The sequence below is a fragment of the Mycobacterium sp. NPDC050441 genome, assembly GCF_040655355.1.
GTDB lineage: Bacteria > Actinomycetota > Actinomycetes > Mycobacteriales > Mycobacteriaceae > Mycobacterium.
The window spans coordinates 714,133-731,121 of record NZ_JBFAJS010000003.1 but is presented as its reverse complement, the minus strand read 5'-3'; the positions used below and the strand labels follow the sequence as shown (position 1 = coordinate 731,121).

The following is a 16,989-nucleotide window of genomic DNA, read 5'->3' as shown; positions in this document are numbered from 1 at the left end:
CTCGGGTGCTGTGCACTGTAACCCGTTGTGACCGGCCAACTCCGAGCATGGCAGTGAGACAGTGCTTGAGGAACGTGCGCTCGCTTGTGCATGACGGAATCGTGTCCCGAACAAGTGCGTCGCCGAGAGGTTTCAGCAAACAGCTGAATCCGCAACAGGATTCGCCTGACGATAAGGATGGTTGAGCGCAGCATGACCGACGTTCGTGGCACCACTCAGCAGCTTGCCGTGCTGTCGGTCGGCAATGAAAACGCCCACGGCACCGGCACGCCGCTCGGGCTTGCGGCGCTGCTGGCGGGCACGTTGGTGGGAACCATCAGCAACAACGTCGTGAATGTGCCACTCGGCGACATCATCGACGAGTTCGACGCCCCACTGGGCAACGGAGTGTTCGTCGTAGTCGGGTTTCTGGTCTGCTTCGCCGCGACGATACCGCTGGCCGGCTGGTTAGGTGACCGGTTTGGTCGCAGGCGGGTCTACTGCGCGGCGCTGCTGGCGACGGCGGTCTGTGCGGTGGGTGCCGCGACTGCCCCGACGCTACCGCTGCTGATCGCTTGGCGCTCGCTGGGCGGGGTGGCCGCTGCCGCATTCGCCCCGGCCGTCATGGGGTTGATCGCCTGGATGTTCTCCGGGCCGCGGCGGGGCCGGGCGATGGGGGCCTGGGCCTCGGTCAACGGGATCGGGCAGGCCGTCGGTCCCAGCCTCGGCGGCCTGGTCGCCGACAGCTGGGGGTGGCGCTGGGTGTTCGTCCCGCTGGTGCCGGTAGCCCTCGCCGGTTTCGTCGGGACGCTGCGATACGTTCCGCGCTTCCCGGGGGTGCGGATGCCGTTCGACATCACCGGTGCGGCCGCGCTGACGATCGGCTCGGCGTTGCTGATGCTGGGGCTGGCCCTGGTGCCCCAACCCGATATGCCCGGCTGGCTGGTGGCCGCCGCGGTGGTGGCCGCGGTGATCGCGCTGGCCTGGTTCGCCCGGCACTGTGCCAGGACCGCGGCCCCGTTCGTCGATGTCCGGTTGGTCACCGAATCGCGGTTCGTCCGTAGCTGCCTGGCGGCGTTCGCCCAGATGTTCTGTCTGGGCGCCACGCTGCTGGCGATACCGCTGTACCTGGTGGGCCAGTCAGTGTCGATCTCGGCCGCCGGGCTGATGCTGTTCGCGGTGCCGGCGACGATGGCAGTGCTCGGTCCGCTGGTAGGACGCTGGCAGGACCGGTTGGGGCCGCGGCGGGTGCTGCGCAGCGGTCTGGTGTTGTTGCTGATCGCCCAGGCCGGCATGGTCGTCACGGTGGGCCAGGACCGGTTGGTGCTGGGCGCGCTGATCGCCGTGTTGGTGGTCTGCGGGGTGGGCATCGCCCTGGTGCAGACCCCGGCGGCCACCGGTGCCACCCGCTCGCCGGCCGGTGAACAGGGGACCGGGCTGGGGTTGTTCAACCTGCTGCGTTTCGGCGGGTCGGCATGCGGTGCCGCCTGGGTCGCGGTGGCCTTGAGCTCGGTGCAAAGCCTGGCCGGCTACCCGACCGTCTTCACCGCCTGCGCGGTGATCGTGGCGCTGGGGCTGGCTGGATCGTTCGTCGGCCCCGACCCGCAGCCGGTGTGATCAGCGGAAGCTGGCCTCCCGGTCGATGGCCGAGTGGACCTCGTCGAGCAGGTCGAGCCGGATCGCCAGCCACACCGTGAATTGGTTCTCCGGAACCCGGATGTCCATCCCGAGCAACCGCGAGATCCGGTCCAGCTTGGCCAGCATGGTGTTGCGGTGCACGTTGAGCACCCGCGCGGTGGCATTCACATTGCCGCCCTCGGCCAGGTAGGCGCCGAGGGTCTCCAGCAGGTCGGTGCCGGAGCGCAACGGCCCCAGCACCTCTCGCACCAGCTGGCGGCTCTGTTCGGTCTCGGTGACCTGCGCCAGCACGGTGAAACCGCGTAGTTCCTGGTAGCTGGTCGCCCCGGTGCGGTGCAGCCGGCGGGCGATGCCGAGGGCGACCCGGGCCTCCCGGTAGCTCTCCCTGACCTCGCCGGCGCCGCGCGCGGGCCGGCCGTAGGCCACCGGGGCGGGCAGGCCCCGGCGCCGTTCCAGCTCGACTGACACGGCCTTGGCGTATTCGGCCATCTCCCGGCGCATCTCGGCCGGTTCCTCGGCGCGCAGCGTGCGCACCACCACCAGGACATCGCCGATCACGGTGACGTACGCGTGCACCGACGGGTGTGGGGCCAGACCGGCCGCATAGCGGGCCAGCCGCACCATGTTCGCCGCGGGATTGTCCGCCCGCCGCGGCAGCACGCCCGGGGCGACGAACACCGCGAACCGGGCGTCGAGCTCGATGTCGTGGTGCTCGGCGCGGGCGCGCATATCGTGTTCACTGGAGAAGCTGCCGTGCACCAGGGCCTGGACGAAGTCGCCGCGGGCCCGTTCCTCGGCCTCGTCGACGCTGCGTTGGCGCAGCATCTCGGACCCGACGATGGCAGTGGCCTGATCGGTCAGCACCTGGTACCGGGCCAGATCATGGGTTCCCGGCGCCGAGTCGGGGATCACGACGGCCACCCAACCTTCGAAAGACTTACCCAACCGGATGGCGCTGGCCACACAGGTCCAGGTGCTCTCGTGTGGCCCGGCGATCGGCTGAATCCGGGTGTCGTGCCCGTCGGGCCGACGTTCGGCGGCGGGGACGTCGGCGGTCACCATCTCGATGATCGAATCGGACAGCGGGGCAAGCATTTCCGGGGCAAGGCCGTTGTGGGCCACCACGTGCCCGCGGGCATCGATGGCGACCGCCGGGTTGCGCGCCAGATTGGAGACCTCTCGGACCAGGATCTGCAGGCCGGCGCCGCGGTGGAACAACCCGGCCAGGGAGGCGTGCACCTGCGTCGAATACCGCATCACGTGCACTTCCTGGCTGAGTGCGCGCTCGGCCAGCAAGCGGTTCAGGGCGGCGAAACCGACCGGTATGCCCAGTTCGATGATCACCAGCCGATCCGGCACCGGACTCAGATCCGGTGGCAGCACACCATCCACCAACAGCGTGGTGGCGCCCCGGGCGGCCAGGGCCGAGAGCGCGGGCGCGCTGCCGGCCAGTGACTCCGGGCGGGCGTAGACGGCGACCGCGTCCAGCGGATCATGCTGGGAGAGAACTTCGTTCAGTGGCAGGACCCAGCTCAGCTCCAGATCGAGGCGGTCGGCGCCCGCCACGATCCTGGCACCGGACATCAGGGCCTCGTCGAGAAGCCCCTGGATGGTCATCCGCCCGGTCTCGGCGAGTGGTGCGGTCATGTGAAACCCCGTGCTCTGTGGATGCTCCTGTATCGATTACCGGATCGGGCCGCCCAGCAGTTATGTGCAACTTAACCGGTAGCTGCCGAACTTTCAGGTCATATTGACCATCCCGCCTGTGTGCGCACGTTGATAGACATTCCAGCGTCAGCCGTTACCGACTGCCGCAAGAGAGCGAGCTATCAATGCACCGAATTCACCGCATCACCCTCGACGACGCGTTGCCGCTGCTGGCCGCGGGCCGGGCCAAGGCCGAGGAGATCGGCGTCAAGCAAACGCTGTGTGTTTGCGACGACGGCGGCAACGTCCTTGCGCTGCACCGACTGCCGGGCGCCCGACTCACCGGGGTGGACATCGCGATCGCCAAGGCGTTCACCGCGGCCGGCCACGAACGCGCCACCCACCTGTTCAACGAGCCGCCCAACGGACCCGCCCTGCCCGGCAACGAGGCCTTCGGCATCAGTCACATGCTGCCCGGCAAGTTCGCCATCTTCGTCGGCGGATTCCCCCTGCTCTTCGACGGTCAGATCGTCGGCGGCGTGGGGATCAGCGGGGGCAACGGTGAACAGGACAAGGCCGTGGGTGCGGCGATCCTGGCCGAGTTCGAGGCGCTGACCTCCTCGGTGGCCCGGGCCTGACGGTCTCACCCGGTGTGCACCCTGACCCGTCCGGGTGGCGATCACCGGTGATTGTGACCATGGCCTGCGCCGATTGCCCTAGCTAATCTCCTTGGCACCCAAGCTAATTCAAGAAAGGACAATCATGACCCAACTCCTCGGACGTGACGAGTTCCGCGCCGAACTCGAGAATGCGATCAAAGGCCGGGAAGCCAAGAACGCCTCGTTCTCCAAGGCCTGGGCCGACGGCAAGCTCAGCAAGGAGCACTTCGCCCGGTGGGCCGAGAACCACTACCACTATGTCGGTCCGTTCGCCGACTACCTGGCCAACATCTACTCCAACACCCCCGATCAGTTCACCGGCGCAAAGGATTTCACGCTGCAGAACATGTACGAGGAGGAGCTGGCCGATATCCGGCACACCGATCTGCTGATCAAGTTCGGTGAGGCGTGCGGGACCACGAAGGAACGCATCGAGGATCCGGCGAACATGAACGCCATCACCCGCGGGCTGCAGGCCTGGTGCTACGCGGTGTCGCAGCGCGAGCACTTCGTGGTGGCCACCGCAGCCCTGGTGGTCGGCCTGGAATCTCAGGTGCCCAGCATCTACACCAAGCAGATCGTGCCGCTGCGCGAGGTGTATGGGTTCAGCGAGGACGAGATCGAATTCTTCGATCTGCACATCACCTCGGACGTGGTGCACGGTGAGCGCGGCTACCAGATCGTGCTCGACCACGCCGACACCCCGCAGTTGCAGCAGCGCTGCCTGCAGCTGGTGCGGTGGGGCGCCGAGATGCGCTTCTCCTACACCAAGGGCCTGTACGACTACTACGTCGCGCCCGATCTCGAACCGGTTTCCGCCTGATCCCCGATCCGCCGCCTCGGCAGAAAGGTAACGCCATGACCACGCAGTGGATCGCGGTGGCGAGCACCAAGGACCTCACCCGCCGCCGCAAGCTCCGGATCGAGGTCGACGGCTTCGACGGCCTGGCCATCGCACTGTTCGAGGCGGCGGGACGGGTATATGCGTTCGCCGACAGCTGTATTCATCAAGACCGATCCCTGGCCAAGGGCACCCTGCTGCACGGCAAGGTGATCTGCCCGGGCCATCAATGGCAGTTCGACCTGGAGACCGGGTACGAGGAGAGTCAGGACCTCTGCCAGCCCACCTATCCGGTCCGGGTCGAGGGAGAAACCATCTACGTCAAACCCACCGCCCCGCTGGGGGCCGTGGCCGCGGGAAGGGAAGCACAGGCATGACCGGCCGGACTTTCGTGACCGTCGGGGCGGGGCAGGCGGCCGCGGTGGCCGCGCGCACCCTGCGCCGGCGCGGCTTCGACGGACGGATCGTCCTGGTGGGCGAAGAGCCGCACACGCCGTATCAGCGACCCCCGCTGTCCAAGGAATTCCTTTCCGGCACCGACACATTGGATTCGCTGCAGATCCTGCCCGAGAAGTGGCTGGCCGACAACGATGTGGAGATCCGTACCGGCGCCGAGGTGACCCGGGTCGATCCGGCCGGCCGGCGGGTGGAACTGGCCGCGGGTGCGCCGATCGACGCCGACGCGGTGCTGTTCGCCACCGGCGGCCGGCCCCGCCGGATGCCGGTGCCCGGCCCGCGCCCGGACCTGGTGCACTACCTGCGCACCGTCGACGACGCGATCGCGCTGCAATGCTCACTCACCCCCGGCTCCCGGTTGGCGATCATCGGCGCCGGCTTCATCGGGCTGGAAATCGCTGCCACCGCACGCGGTCTGGATTCCGAGGTGACCGTTCTGGAGGCGGCGCCGGTGCCGCTGGCCAACATCGTCGGGTCCCGGCTGGGTGCCGAACTGGTGCGGATCCACCGCGACCACGGAGTCGCCGTGCGCACCGGCGTCGCGGTCGACAACGTGCGGACCACTGCCGACGGCGTCGTCCTGGACTGCGGAGATGCCGGGCGGCTGGAGGCCGATGCGGTGCTGATCGGCATCGGCATCATGCCCAACACCGCGGTGGCCGCGGCCTCTGGCCTGCACGTCGAGGACGGCATCGTGGTCGATGCGCAGGGCCGGACCTCGATTCCGCACATCTACGCCGCAGGCGACGTCGCGCGGCGCTTCTCGGCGCGTGCCGGACGTCATGTGCGATACGAGCACTTCGACAACGCCAACAAGCAGGGTGCCGCTGCGGCCAACACAATGCTTGGCCGTGATGCGGTCAATGACGACGCTCCGTGGTTCTGGTCGGATCAGTACGACCACAACCTCCAACTGCTCGGCGAGGCCACCACCGATCTGGTGTTCCGTGGCAATCCCGACGCGAACGACTTCACCGCCTTCTATCTCGACGGCGACCGGCTTCGTGGCGTGTTCACCGCGGATCGGGGAGAGGACGTGATGGTGGGCCGGGAACTGCTCGGACGTCGTATCGAACGCGCGGTGCTCGAAGACGAGGGCACTGATCTATGGGAACTGGTGGAAACCGAGGAGGCGATGTCGTGATGAACCAGGCAATCATCGGATCCAATTTCGTTGACGGCCAATGGGTGCCCGCGGTGTCCGGCAGCACCTTCCAGCGCTGCAATCCGGCCGACCGCGACGATGTGATCGGTGTCTTCCCCGCATCGGCGGCCGCCGATGTGAGTGCCGCGGTCGACGCACTGGAGAAGTTCGCCCCGGAATGGGCGGCCACTGCGCCCGAACGCCGGGCGGCGATCCTGGAATCGGCTGCCGCGCAGTTGGAGTCGCGGGCACCGGAGCTGATCGCCGAGCTGATCCGGGAGGAGGGCAAGACCGCTGCCGAAGCCACCATGGAGGTCAGCCGGACACCGGCCAACCTGCGCTTCTATGCCGGGGAGGCCACCCGGGCCACCGGCACCACCTATCCCGTTGCCGGCGACGGCCTGGTCTACACCCTGCGTGAACCGGTCGGCATCGTCGGCGCGATCACCCCGTGGAATTTCCCGTTCAACATCCCGTCACGCAAGATCGGCCCCGCGCTGGCCGCCGGTAACCCAGTGCTGTTCAAGCCCTCGGAGATCACCCCGTTGATGGGGCAGCGCCTCGTCGAGGCGCTACTGGACGGCGGCCTTCCGTCGGGTGCCATCGCACTGGTGCAGGGCGACGGAGCTGCCGGGGCCGCCGTCGCCGCCGAATCCCGGGTTCCGGCAATCACATTCACCGGGTCCACTCAGGTCGGCCGGTCGATTCACCGCGTGGTCGGTCCCCAGCGTCGCGTACAGCTGGAGATGGGCGGAAAGAACCCGGTCGTGGTGGCCGAGGACGCGGATATCGACGGTGCCGCGGCACTGATCGTCAAGGGTGCTTTCGGGCTCAGCGGGCAGGCCTGCACCGGCACCAGCCGCGTCATCGCGGTGGATGCCGTTCACGATGAGCTGCTGGAGCGGGTGGTCGCCAAGACCGAGAGGCTGGAGGTCGGTCCAGGGGACCATCCCGGGGTGAACATGGGCCCACTGGCCAGCGCGGCCCAACTCGACAAGTTCCTTCATTACGTGCAGACCGGAGTCGCCGAGGGAGCCAGCCTGCGCTGCGGCGGCACCACCGTCGGTGATCACGGATTCTTCGTCCGCCCCACGGTTTTCGCCGATGCGCTGCCCACCATGCGGATCGTCACCGAGGAGGTGTTCGGACCCTTGATCGCCTTCCAGCGGGCTGGCTCGCTGGACGAGGCGGTGGACCTGGCCAATGCCACCGAGTTCGGGCTCAGCGCGGCGATCGTCACCGGTGACCTGGCCACCGCCACCCGGTTCGCGCACCGCTCCAAGACCGGTCTGGTCAAGGTCAACCAGCCGACCACCGGTATGGCGATGAACGCGCCGTTCGGCGGTTACAAGGCCTCGAGCACACAGACCTACAAGGAACAGGCCGGAGCGACGCTCATGGAGTTCTACACGCTGGAGAAGACCGTCTACCTCACCCCGTCCGTTTGAACAGGAGCTGCAATGGAATTCACCCGCGTCGCCCGATCCGGGCAGGTGCCAGAGGGCATTGTGCGGCGTTTCTTCGCCGGCGAGCACGAGTTCGCGGTGGCTCGTCTCAACGGCAAGGCCTACGCCACCTCCAACTACTGCACACACCTGGACTGCATGTTGTCCTCCGGCAAGCTCGTCGACGACGGCATCGGATGCTCCTGCCACGGAAGCGCATTCGACCTGGAGACCGGTGAACCGATCTGCCCGCCCGCCACTGTCGCGATCAAGACCTACCCGGTCCAGGAACACGACGGGGAGATCTACGTCGGCGTGGAACCGGGGGAGATCCCGGTCGGCCCGCGCCGGCGCAAGGGTGCGTGATGGGCCCTGAGACACATCCCGCCCAACGCCCGTCGGCGCTGTCGCTGGGCGGCATGGTCAGTTCCAGCCATCCCGCCGCCAGCTTCGCCGGTGCCCAGGTGCTGGCCCGGGGCGGCAATGCCGTCGACGCCACCCTGGCCATGGCCGCGCTCACCTGGCTCGTGCTGCCCGGCCAATGCGGAATCGGCGGTGACGCATTCGCGGTCATACGTGAACCCGACGGCCGGGTGTGGACCATCGGCGGGTCAGGATTCGGCCCCGACGGCGGAACGACACCGTTCTACCGCGACCAGGGCCTGTCCACCATCCCGCTGTACGGTGCGCTGGGTGTCACCGTTCCCGGGGCGCCCGCGGCGTTGGCCGCCCTGCATACCCACGGCGCCAGCAGGGGGTTGCCCGAACTGTGGGAGCCCGCGGCCCGGATCGCCGAAACCGGCTTGGCCTGCTCGGCCAAGACCGCGGCCGACGTAGGTGAGGCGCTCACCGCGATCCGCAACGACCCCGGCCTGGCAGCCGTCTATGCACCCGACGGGGATGCACCGCGGGTGGGCGACCGGATAGCCCAACCCGATCTGGCCCGCACCATCCGCCGACTGGCCCATGACCCGGCCGACTTCTATTCCGGCGAATTCGCCGAGCGTGCCGTCGCGATGCTGGCCGCGGCCGGTGCACCGTTCAGCGGCGACGAATGGGCGGCCGGCGTGCTGGCCGAACCCGAGGCCGCGATCACCGGCCGCTACGCCGGCGCCACCATCCACCAGACCCCGCTGCCCACCCCCGGATGGATGGTGCTGCACCAGGCCGCACTGTGCGACGGCGTCCTGGGTGCCGAACCGTGGTTGGATGCCGTCGCGATCGACCTGATGGCCCGCGCCGCCCGGCTGGCCTTCGTCGACCGCCTGGCGTTGTGCGGCAGCGAAAACACCGGATGGCGTGATGTGCTGGACCCCAGGCGAATTGCCCAACAGCGCCGGGACCTGTCGAGCGCGGCCGAGGACCGGCTGACGTTCTCGGTGCGTGGCGGTGACACCACGTGCACCGTCGCCGTCGACACAGACGGGCGCGCGGTGTCCTTCATCCACTCACTGGGGTTCACGTTCGGTGCGACCCTCACCGTGCCCGGCACCGGGGTGGTGCTCAACAACCGGCTGGGTCGCGGGGCCTACCTGATCCCGGGTCACCCCAACGAGGTCGCGCCGCGACGCAAACCGCTGAATACCCTCAATGCCTGGATCGCCACCGGAGCCCGCGACGAGCTGCTGGCCCTGGGCGGCATTCCCGGCGGCGACGGGCAGGTGCAGTGGAACATGCAGCTGCTGTCGCATCTGCTCGACCACGGGCTGGAGCCGGCTGCGGCGGTGGCCGCGCCCCGGTTCACCGTATTCCCCGGATCGGACGCCGAGGTGATCGATCAACCCGTCGAGCTGCGTGTCGAGGACCGGATCGGGAAGACGACCCGGGAACGGTTGCGCGCGAACGGGCATCGGGTTGTCGTGCAGTCGGCCTACAGTGCCGGCGGTAGCGCCCAGGTGATCTGCCGTGACGAACGCGGGGTACTGCGCGGTGCCGCCGACCCGCGGCAGGAAGGTGTGGCGATCGGTGTCGACTGAACGTGCGGGCACGCCCGCCCCACAGGGGGACTACCGGCCCGCGGTGCTGCACGACGGCGTCGTCTTCACCGCAGGCATGACCCCCCGGGTGGACGGTGAGCTGAGCGTTCGCGGTGTGGTCGGCGCGACGATGTCTGCCCAGCAGGCGCACACCGCAGCCGGGATCGCTGCGGGCAACGCGCTGGCGGCGGTGCGCTCGGTGCTGCCGGCCGGCATCGCATCGGACCGGATCCGCTGTCTGCGGATGACGGTCTACATTGCTTGCGCACCAACATTTCACGAGCTGTCAGCGGTCGCCGACGGAGCGTCGATGCGGATCCGGGCCGAACTAGGGGACGAGGCGCTACCGGTACGGGCCGCAATCGGCGTGCAGTCCCTGCCGTCGGGGGCGCCGGTCGAAATCGATTTGACCGCAGCGGTTTCCTGATGTCGAGGCGGCGTCAGTCGAAGGAAGTTTGCGAACCGACTGAACACCAGAGTGTTACGGAAAGACAGCCCGAGCAGAACTCCCGGATTGGATGGTGACGCCCTTGTCTGCGGCGCATTGGGTCTACTTGATCGGCCTCGCTGTACTGATAGCGACCGTGGTGGCCAAGAAGAACGTGATCGCCCCCGCCCTCATCGCCACCTTCCTCACTGGTCTGGTCTACCAGGGCAGCTTCACCATGGGTCTGGGGTCGATCTTCAACGCCGCCATCGCCGGAACGCGGGAATTGCTACCGGTTTTCATCATCATCGCGCTGGTCACCGCGATGCTCGGGGCGATGCGCGCGATCGGTGCGGACACCTTGATGATCCGCCCGTTGAGCGGGTTCTTCCGTAACGGCCAGGTCTCCTATGTTCTGCTCGCGGTGGTGACCTTTCTACTATCGCTGGCGTTCTGGCCGACTCCGGTGCTGCCGCTCATCGCCGCGATCCTGCTGCCCGCCGCACTCCGGGCCGGACTGTCACCGTTGGGTGCAGCACTGGCGATCGCCATCGCCGGACAGGGCATGGCGTTGAGCTCGGACTACATCATGGGGGTGGCTCCGGCGCTGTCCGCCGAGGGCGCGCATGTCTCGGCCCGGATGATCGCTGACCGGGCCACCGCCATCGCCCTGGTCGCCGGGGTCGTGGCGTTGGCCTTGGCTTACTTTCGTGACGTACGGACCAAGATTTCCGACCCGGCCGCGGCCGCCGAAATCGGCCGGTCCGGCCGCCGCCCCACGCCTGCCCCGAACGGCGCGGACACTGAAATCGCACCGGCCGGGACCGGCGGGGTCGTTCACGGCGGCGCCGGCGCGACCCTGACCGCCGCCCCGACAGCGGCCACGGCCGGGGCCATCGTCGCAGCGGGCCGGCCGTCGCCGAAGGCACTGATCGTCGCCGTGGCCGTCCCGGTGTTGTTCGCCGCGCTGCTGGTTTTCATGCTGCTCGGCCGGTTCACCTCGGTGATCCCCGATATCGACGAAGGAATGGGTGCGCCCCTTGTGGGCGGTACCGCGGCACTCGCTCTGGTGGCAATCGCGTTGATCGCCAAGCGAAAAGACTGGCTGGGTGAGGTCGGCGCGCAATTCACCGAGGGCATCACCTTCTCGTTCCGCACGATGGGGATGGTGATTCCGGTCGCCGGGTTCGTCTACATCGGGCTGGCCGATTACTCCGGGGGCATTCTGGGCCTGCCCGAAGGCGCCGATCCGCCGGCCTTCCTGTTCGACGCCGTAGAACTGGTGCAGCCGCACATCCCACAGGTTCCGGTGTTCGCGGCCTTCGCGATGTTGCTGATCGGGATGCTGATCGGGCTGGACGGAAACGGCTGGCCGGGCTTGCCGTTCACCGGTTCGATGGCCGGAGCGCTGGGCGACGGCCCCACCGATGTGGCCACGCTGGCGGCTATCGCGCAGAACGGCGCGAGCTGGACCGGCGGCGGCACGCTGGTGATCTGGTCCTCGCTGATCGTGGTCGCCGGACTGACCGGTGTCTCGGTGGTCGACCTGGCCCGGCGGTTGTTCATCCCGGTGGTGACCGGTTTGGTGGTGGCCACCGCCATCGCGGCGGCGGTCATGCTGTGAGCGCCCCGCTGACAGTTCAGGGCCGCACCGCCGTCGACATCGCTGCCGCGGTCAGATCGGGGGAGACCTCGGCCGTCGACACGGTCGGCGCTGCGCTGGGCCGGATCGAATCCCACAACGGCGCGATCGGCGCATTCGTCCACGTCGACGCCGAGGGCGCGCTGGCCCGGGCCGAGGAGCTGGACCGGCTGGTGTCCCGCGGCGTCGACCCCGGTCCACTGGCCGGGGTTCCCTTGGGCGTCAAGGAACTTCACCCGGTGACCGGCTGGCCATTTGCCATGGGCAGCGCGTTGTACGCCGACCGGGTCGCCGACCACACCTGCACACTGGTGGCCCGGGCCGTGGTGGCCGGGGCCGTGCCGATCGGCTTGACCGCATCCCCGGAATTCGGCCGCGCCTCCTACACCGCATCGGAACTGCACGGCGTGACCCGAAACCCGTGGAACCCGCGGCTCACCCCGGGTGGTTCCAGCGGAGGATCGGCCGCCGCCGTGGCCGCGGGCATGGTGCCGATCGCCACCGGCACCGACGGGGCGGGCTCGCTGCGCATCCCGGCCTCCTACTGCGCGCTGGTGGGATTCAAGACCACCTATGGCCTGGTACCACGCGGCCCCCGGCACCGCGGCGCCGCCGACAACGACCACTACGGCGCACTGACCCGCACAGTGCGCGACACCGCCCGTTTCCTCGACTGCGTCTGCGGCCTTGACCCCTATGACCGGGCTTCGCTGCCGGCACCCGGACGCTTCGAAGACGGCCTGAACGCCGATCTTCGTGGGCTGCGCGTCGCCTTCGCCCCGGACCTCGGCAACGCACCGTGCGACCCGACGGTGGCCGAGGTCGCCAGCGAGGCGGCCCAGCGATTCATCGCCGCGGCCGGGGTCATGCAGGTGACCGCCGGGCTGCACCTGGACCCAGCCTGCGGTACCGCCTACCGGACACTGTCGTCGTCCGACGTGTATTCCCAGGTGCGTGACGCCCCGCCGGGCCGCGCAGTCCACTCCACCCTGCGCGGATACCTCGATGCCGCCGCGCGGGTGGATGCCGACGCCCTGGCCGATGCCCACGAGGTACGAGCCCGCCTGGTTGCTGCCACGGCCGAGGCCTTCGAGGACTTCGACCTGCTGCTCACGCCGGCCACTCAGGTCCCGGCGTTCCCCGCCGCCGGGCCGATGCCCACCGAGATCGCCGGGCGGTCGGTGGACCACTGGGGTGCGCTGGCCGTCACCTTCCCGTTCAACTTGACGGGGCAGCCGGCGATATCCGTGCCTGCCGGTACCGTGGGCGGTGCACCGATCGGGCTGCAGATCGTCGGGCGACGTCACGCCGATGCCCTGGTCCTGGCAGCCGCGGCGCTGGTCGAGGGCATCTGACCTCGAAGTCGCGTCGCAGATCGACGGCGATTTGGTGCATTCGCGGTGCTCACCTAGTATGTAGGGGTTGCCTTGGGCAGACCTCGGCTGACTGCTGTTCTGAGTCAGCCCTGCGTGCCCTTCGGTGACAAAGACCGCGCACGTCCAGGTCGGTATCTGGCGTGCATACAAATCCAGGTCAGGAGATCGAGTGATTCAGCAGGAATCGCGGTTGAAGGTCGCCGACAACACGGGCGCCAAGGAGATCTTGTGCATCCGTGTGCTCGGTGGCTCATCGCGACGCTACGCAGGCATCGGTGATGTCATCGTCGCGACCGTCAAGGACGCCATCCCGGGCGGCAACGTCAAGCGCGGCGATGTCGTCAAGGCCGTCGTGGTGCGCACCGTCAAGGAGCGCCGCCGCGCCGACGGCAGCTACATCAAGTTCGACGAGAACGCCGCCGTCATCATCAAGGCCGACAACGACCCGCGCGGTACCCGCATCTTCGGGCCCGTCGGCCGGGAACTGCGCGAGAAGCGCTTCATGAAGATCGTCTCGCTGGCGCCGGAGGTTTTGTAAATGAAGGTCCACAAGGGCGACACCGTTCTGGTCGTCTCGGGCAAGGACAAGGGCGCGAAGGGCAAGGTCATCGAGGCCTACCCGACCCGCGACAAGGTCCTCGTCGAGGGCGTCAACCGGATCAAGAAGCACACTGCCCAGTCGCAGAACGAGCGTGGCGCATCGTCGGGTGGCATCGTCACCCAGGAAGCCGCCATCCACGTGTCCAACGTGATGGTGGTCGATTCCGACGGCAAGCCGACTCGTGTGGGTTACCGCGTCGATGAAGAGACCGGCAAGAAGGTCCGCATCGCCAAGACCAATGGCAAGGACATCTGATGACCGCACCAGAAAAGGTTCAGCCCCGCCTCAAGCAGCGCTACCGCGAAGAGATCCGCGAGACGCTGAACAAGCAGTTCGAGTTCGACAACGTCATGCAGATTCCGGGCGTGGTGAAGGTTGTCGTCAACATGGGTGTCGGCGACGCCGCCCGTGACGCCAAGCTGATCAACGGCGCGGTCGCCGACCTGGCCCTCATCACCGGCCAGAAGCCGGAGATCCGCAAGGCCCGCAAGTCCATCGCACAGTTCAAGCTGCGCGAGGGCATGCCCATCGGCGCGCGCGTCACCCTGCGCGGCGACCGGATGTGGGAGTTCCTCGACCGGCTGATCTCCATCGCCCTGCCCCGTATCCGCGACTTCCGCGGCCTCAACGGCAAGCAGTTCGACGGCACCGGCAACTACACCTTCGGGCTCAACGAGCAGTCGATGTTCCACGAGATCGACGTGGATTCCATCGACCGTCCCCGCGGTATGGACATCACCGTGGTCACCTCGGCTACCAACGACGACGAAGGCCGTGCGCTGCTGAAGGCGCTGGGCTTCCCCTTCAAGGAGAACTGAGCACATGGCAAAGAAGGCGCTGGTCTACAAGGCCAACAAGAAGCCCAAGTTCGCGGTTCGCGCGTACACGCGGTGCAACAAGTGCGGTCGCCCGCACTCGGTCTACCGCAAGTTCGGGCTGTGCCGCATCTGCCTGCGCGAGATGGCGCACGCGGGTGAACTGCCCGGTGTGCAGAAGTCCAGCTGGTAACAGCCGCGACCCGCGCACCGCGCGCAGCAGACCACAGACCAATCCAACAGGTTGCGGCAGGCCCTGAACAGGGAACCGCCGCGAGAAAGGTGAGCCGGTTGTCATGACGATGACTGACCCGATCGCAGACTTCTTGACACGTCTGCGCAACGCCAATTCGGCGTATCACGACGAAGTGACTCTGCCCCACTCGAAGATCAAGGCGAACATCGCCGAGATCCTCAAGAAAGAGGGCTACATCAACGACTACCGCACCGAGGATGCTCGGGTCGGCAAGTCGCTGGTTGTTTCGCTCAAGTACGGCCCCAGCCGTGAGCGCAGCATCGCCGGCCTGCGACGGGTGTCCAAGCCCGGCCTGCGGGTCTACGCGAAATCCACCAATCTGCCGCGCGTGCTCGGCGGCCTGGGTGTGGCGATCATCTCCACGTCCTCGGGCCTGCTGACCGACCGTCAGGCAGCACGATCCGGCGTGGGCGGCGAAGTCCTCGCCTACGTGTGGTGAGGGGGAAGTAGAACATGTCGCGTATTGGTAAGCAGCCGGTCCTGGTTCCCGCCGGGGTCGATGTGACGATCGACGGCCGCAACGTCTCGGTCAAGGGCCCCAAGGGCACCCTGACCCTGGACGTCGCCGAGCCGATCACCGTCGAGCGCAACGAAGACGGCGCCATCGTGGTCAGCCGTCCCGATGACGAGCGGCGCAGCCGCTCCCTGCATGGGCTCTCCCGCACCCTGGTGGCCAACCTGGTCACCGGCGTCACCGAGGGCTACATCCGCAAGATGGAGATCTTCGGCGTCGGCTACCGCGTCCAGCTCAAGGGTTCCAACCTGGAGTTCGCACTCGGTTACAGCCACCCCGTGGTGATCGAGGCGCCCGAGGGCATCACGTTCGCCGTCGAGACGCCCACGAAGTTCTCCATCTCAGGCATCGACAAGCAGAAGGTCGGTCAGATCTCCGCGGTCATCCGCCGCCTGCGCCGCCCCGACCCGTACAAGGGCAAGGGCGTGCGTTACGAGGGTGAGCAGATCCGCCGCAAGGTCGGAAAGACAGGTAAGTAATCATGGCTGCAAAGACTGAAGCTGCCGCCGTGCGCAAGCCGGTGGGGCAGAACATCTCTGAGACCCGCCGTAACTCCCGGCTGCGTCGGCACGCCCGGTTGCGCAAGAAGGTCTCCGGCACCGCGCAGACCCCGCGTCTGGTGGTCAACCGCTCGGCTCGGCACATCCACGTCCAGCTCATCGATGACCTGGAAGGCGTCACTCTGGCGGCTGCCTCGTCGATCGAGGCCGACGTCCGCGCCGTCGAGGGTGACAAGAAGGCGCACAGCGTTCGGGTCGGTCAGCTGATCGCCGAGCGCGCCAAGGCTGCCGGCGTCGACACCGTGGTGTTCGACCGTGGTGGCTACACCTATGGCGGCCGGATCGCCGCGCTGGCGGATGCCGCGCGCGAGGGCGGGCTGAAATTCTGATGACTGTCAACGAGAGGACTGCATGATGGCCGAGCAGGCAACTGGTGCCGGCGGCCCAGGCGCTTCCGACAACCGCGGTGGCCGTGGCCGCCGCGACGACCGCGGTGGCCGTGGTGGCCGCGACAGCGGCGAGAAGAGCAACTACATCGAGCGCGTGGTAACGATCAACCGCGTCTCCAAGGTGGTCAAGGGTGGTCGGCGCTTCAGCTTCACCGCGCTGGTCATCGTCGGTGACGGCAAGGGCATGGTCGGCGTCGGCTACGGCAAGGCCAAGGAAGTTCCGGCCGCTATCGCCAAGGGCGTCGAGGAGGCTCGCAAGAACTTCTTCCGCGTCCCGCTGATCGGTGGCACCATCGTCCACCCGGTCCAGGGTGAGGCGGCCGCCGGTGTGGTCATGCTGCGTCCGGCGAGCCCCGGTACCGGTGTGATCGCCGGTGGTGCGTGCCGCGCGGTGCTGGAATGCGCCGGGGTGCACGACATCCTGGCCAAGTCGCTGGGCAGCGACAACGCGATCAACGTGGTGCACGCCACCGTTGCCGCGCTGAAGATGATCCAGCGTCCCGAAGAGGTTGCGGCCCGTCGCGGTCTGCCCCTCGAGGATGTTGCGCCGGCCGGCATGCTGAAGGCCCGGCGCGAGAGCGAAGCGCTGGCTGCCGCAGCAGCGCGTGAGGGATCGGCATAACA

General features: G+C 67.9%; 20 protein-coding genes. 19 read left to right on the top strand and 1 reads right to left on the bottom strand.

What is annotated here, in order from left to right; genetic code table 11:
• The first annotated feature begins 192 nt into the window (after positions 1-192).
• A complete protein-coding gene (locus AB0I14_RS12640; protein WP_358021052.1) occupies positions 193-1,596 on the top strand; it encodes an MFS transporter in 1,404 nt (467 codons plus the stop codon).
• Here the strand turns inward: AB0I14_RS12640 and AB0I14_RS12635 are convergent, their stop codons facing one another.
• Positions 1,597-3,264 (bottom strand): helix-turn-helix domain-containing protein, encoded by a 1,668-nt coding sequence (locus AB0I14_RS12635; protein ID WP_358021049.1) that lies wholly within the window; start codon positions 3,262-3,264, stop codon positions 1,597-1,599.
• A gap of 185 nt (positions 3,265-3,449) precedes the next feature.
• Between AB0I14_RS12635 and AB0I14_RS12630 the strand changes: the two genes are divergently transcribed.
• The 18 genes from AB0I14_RS12630 to rpsE all read left to right on the top strand — a co-directional run bounded on the left by AB0I14_RS12630 (position 3,450) and on the right by rpsE (position 16,987).
• On the top strand, positions 3,450-3,902 hold the full coding sequence (locus AB0I14_RS12630) for a heme-binding protein (RefSeq protein ID WP_358021046.1): 453 nt from the start codon (positions 3,450-3,452) through the stop codon (positions 3,900-3,902).
• 124 nt (positions 3,903-4,026) lie between these two features.
• Entirely contained in the window at positions 4,027-4,746 is a 720-nt protein-coding gene (locus AB0I14_RS12625; protein ID WP_358021043.1) for an iron-containing redox enzyme family protein, read from the top strand.
• A 35-nt stretch (positions 4,747-4,781) separates the two neighbouring features.
• Positions 4,782-5,141: a Rieske (2Fe-2S) protein gene (locus tag AB0I14_RS12620; protein WP_358021040.1), complete on the top strand. Its 360-nt coding sequence runs from the start codon at positions 4,782-4,784 to the stop codon at positions 5,139-5,141.
• The gene (locus AB0I14_RS12615; RefSeq protein WP_358021037.1) at positions 5,138-6,364 is read left to right on the top strand and encodes an FAD-dependent oxidoreductase; all 1,227 of its coding nucleotides are present in this window, start codon (positions 5,138-5,140) and stop codon (positions 6,362-6,364) included. Before AB0I14_RS12620 ends, AB0I14_RS12615 begins: the two co-directional genes overlap by 4 nt.
• Positions 6,364-7,812, top strand: a complete 1,449-nt coding sequence (locus AB0I14_RS12610) for an aldehyde dehydrogenase family protein (RefSeq protein ID WP_358021307.1) — start codon at positions 6,364-6,366, stop codon at positions 7,810-7,812. Before AB0I14_RS12615 ends, AB0I14_RS12610 begins: the two co-directional genes overlap by 1 nt.
• 12 nt (positions 7,813-7,824) lie before the next feature.
• Positions 7,825-8,175, top strand: coding sequence for a non-heme iron oxygenase ferredoxin subunit (locus AB0I14_RS12605; RefSeq protein WP_358021034.1), 351 nt, complete (start codon positions 7,825-7,827; stop codon positions 8,173-8,175).
• Complete coding sequence (locus tag AB0I14_RS12600) at positions 8,175-9,785, top strand: gamma-glutamyltransferase (RefSeq protein ID WP_358021031.1); 1,611 nt, start codon at positions 8,175-8,177, stop codon at positions 9,783-9,785. The genes AB0I14_RS12605 and AB0I14_RS12600 overlap by 1 nt, the downstream gene beginning before the upstream one ends.
• Positions 9,775-10,212, top strand: a complete 438-nt coding sequence (locus AB0I14_RS12595; protein ID WP_358021028.1) for a RidA family protein — start codon at positions 9,775-9,777, stop codon at positions 10,210-10,212. Before AB0I14_RS12600 ends, AB0I14_RS12595 begins: the two co-directional genes overlap by 11 nt.
• A gap of 103 nt (positions 10,213-10,315) precedes the next feature.
• Positions 10,316-11,836 (top strand): permease, encoded by a 1,521-nt coding sequence (locus AB0I14_RS12590; RefSeq protein WP_358021025.1) that lies wholly within the window; start codon positions 10,316-10,318, stop codon positions 11,834-11,836.
• A complete protein-coding gene (locus tag AB0I14_RS12585; RefSeq protein WP_358021022.1) occupies positions 11,833-13,209 on the top strand; it encodes an amidase family protein in 1,377 nt (458 codons plus the stop codon). Before AB0I14_RS12590 ends, AB0I14_RS12585 begins: the two co-directional genes overlap by 4 nt.
• Positions 13,210-13,399: 190 nt before the next feature.
• Positions 13,400-13,768 (top strand): 50S ribosomal protein L14, encoded by a 369-nt coding sequence (gene rplN / locus AB0I14_RS12580; RefSeq protein WP_003883432.1) that lies wholly within the window; start codon positions 13,400-13,402, stop codon positions 13,766-13,768.
• Entirely contained in the window at positions 13,769-14,086 is a 318-nt protein-coding gene (gene rplX / locus AB0I14_RS12575) for a 50S ribosomal protein L24 (RefSeq protein ID WP_003883431.1), read from the top strand. It begins immediately after the preceding gene.
• Positions 14,086-14,649: a 50S ribosomal protein L5 gene (gene rplE, locus AB0I14_RS12570; protein WP_358021016.1), complete on the top strand. Its 564-nt coding sequence runs from the start codon at positions 14,086-14,088 to the stop codon at positions 14,647-14,649. Before rplX ends, rplE begins: the two co-directional genes overlap by 1 nt.
• Before the next feature lie 4 nt (positions 14,650-14,653).
• Positions 14,654-14,839: a type Z 30S ribosomal protein S14 gene (locus tag AB0I14_RS12565; protein WP_163664174.1), complete on the top strand. Its 186-nt coding sequence runs from the start codon at positions 14,654-14,656 to the stop codon at positions 14,837-14,839.
• Between the two features lie 103 nt (positions 14,840-14,942).
• Entirely contained in the window at positions 14,943-15,341 is a 399-nt protein-coding gene (gene rpsH / locus AB0I14_RS12560) for a 30S ribosomal protein S8 (RefSeq protein WP_358021012.1), read from the top strand.
• Between the two features lie 14 nt (positions 15,342-15,355).
• A complete protein-coding gene (gene rplF, locus AB0I14_RS12555; protein WP_358021009.1) occupies positions 15,356-15,895 on the top strand; it encodes a 50S ribosomal protein L6 in 540 nt (179 codons plus the stop codon).
• Positions 15,896-15,936: 41 nt separating this feature from the next.
• Entirely contained in the window at positions 15,937-16,305 is a 369-nt protein-coding gene (gene rplR / locus AB0I14_RS12550) for a 50S ribosomal protein L18 (RefSeq protein ID WP_358021304.1), read from the top strand.
• Positions 16,306-16,330: 25 nt separating this feature from the next.
• Complete coding sequence (gene rpsE, locus AB0I14_RS12545) at positions 16,331-16,987, top strand: 30S ribosomal protein S5 (protein WP_163664167.1); 657 nt, start codon at positions 16,331-16,333, stop codon at positions 16,985-16,987.
• Positions 16,988-16,989 lie beyond the last annotated feature (2 nt).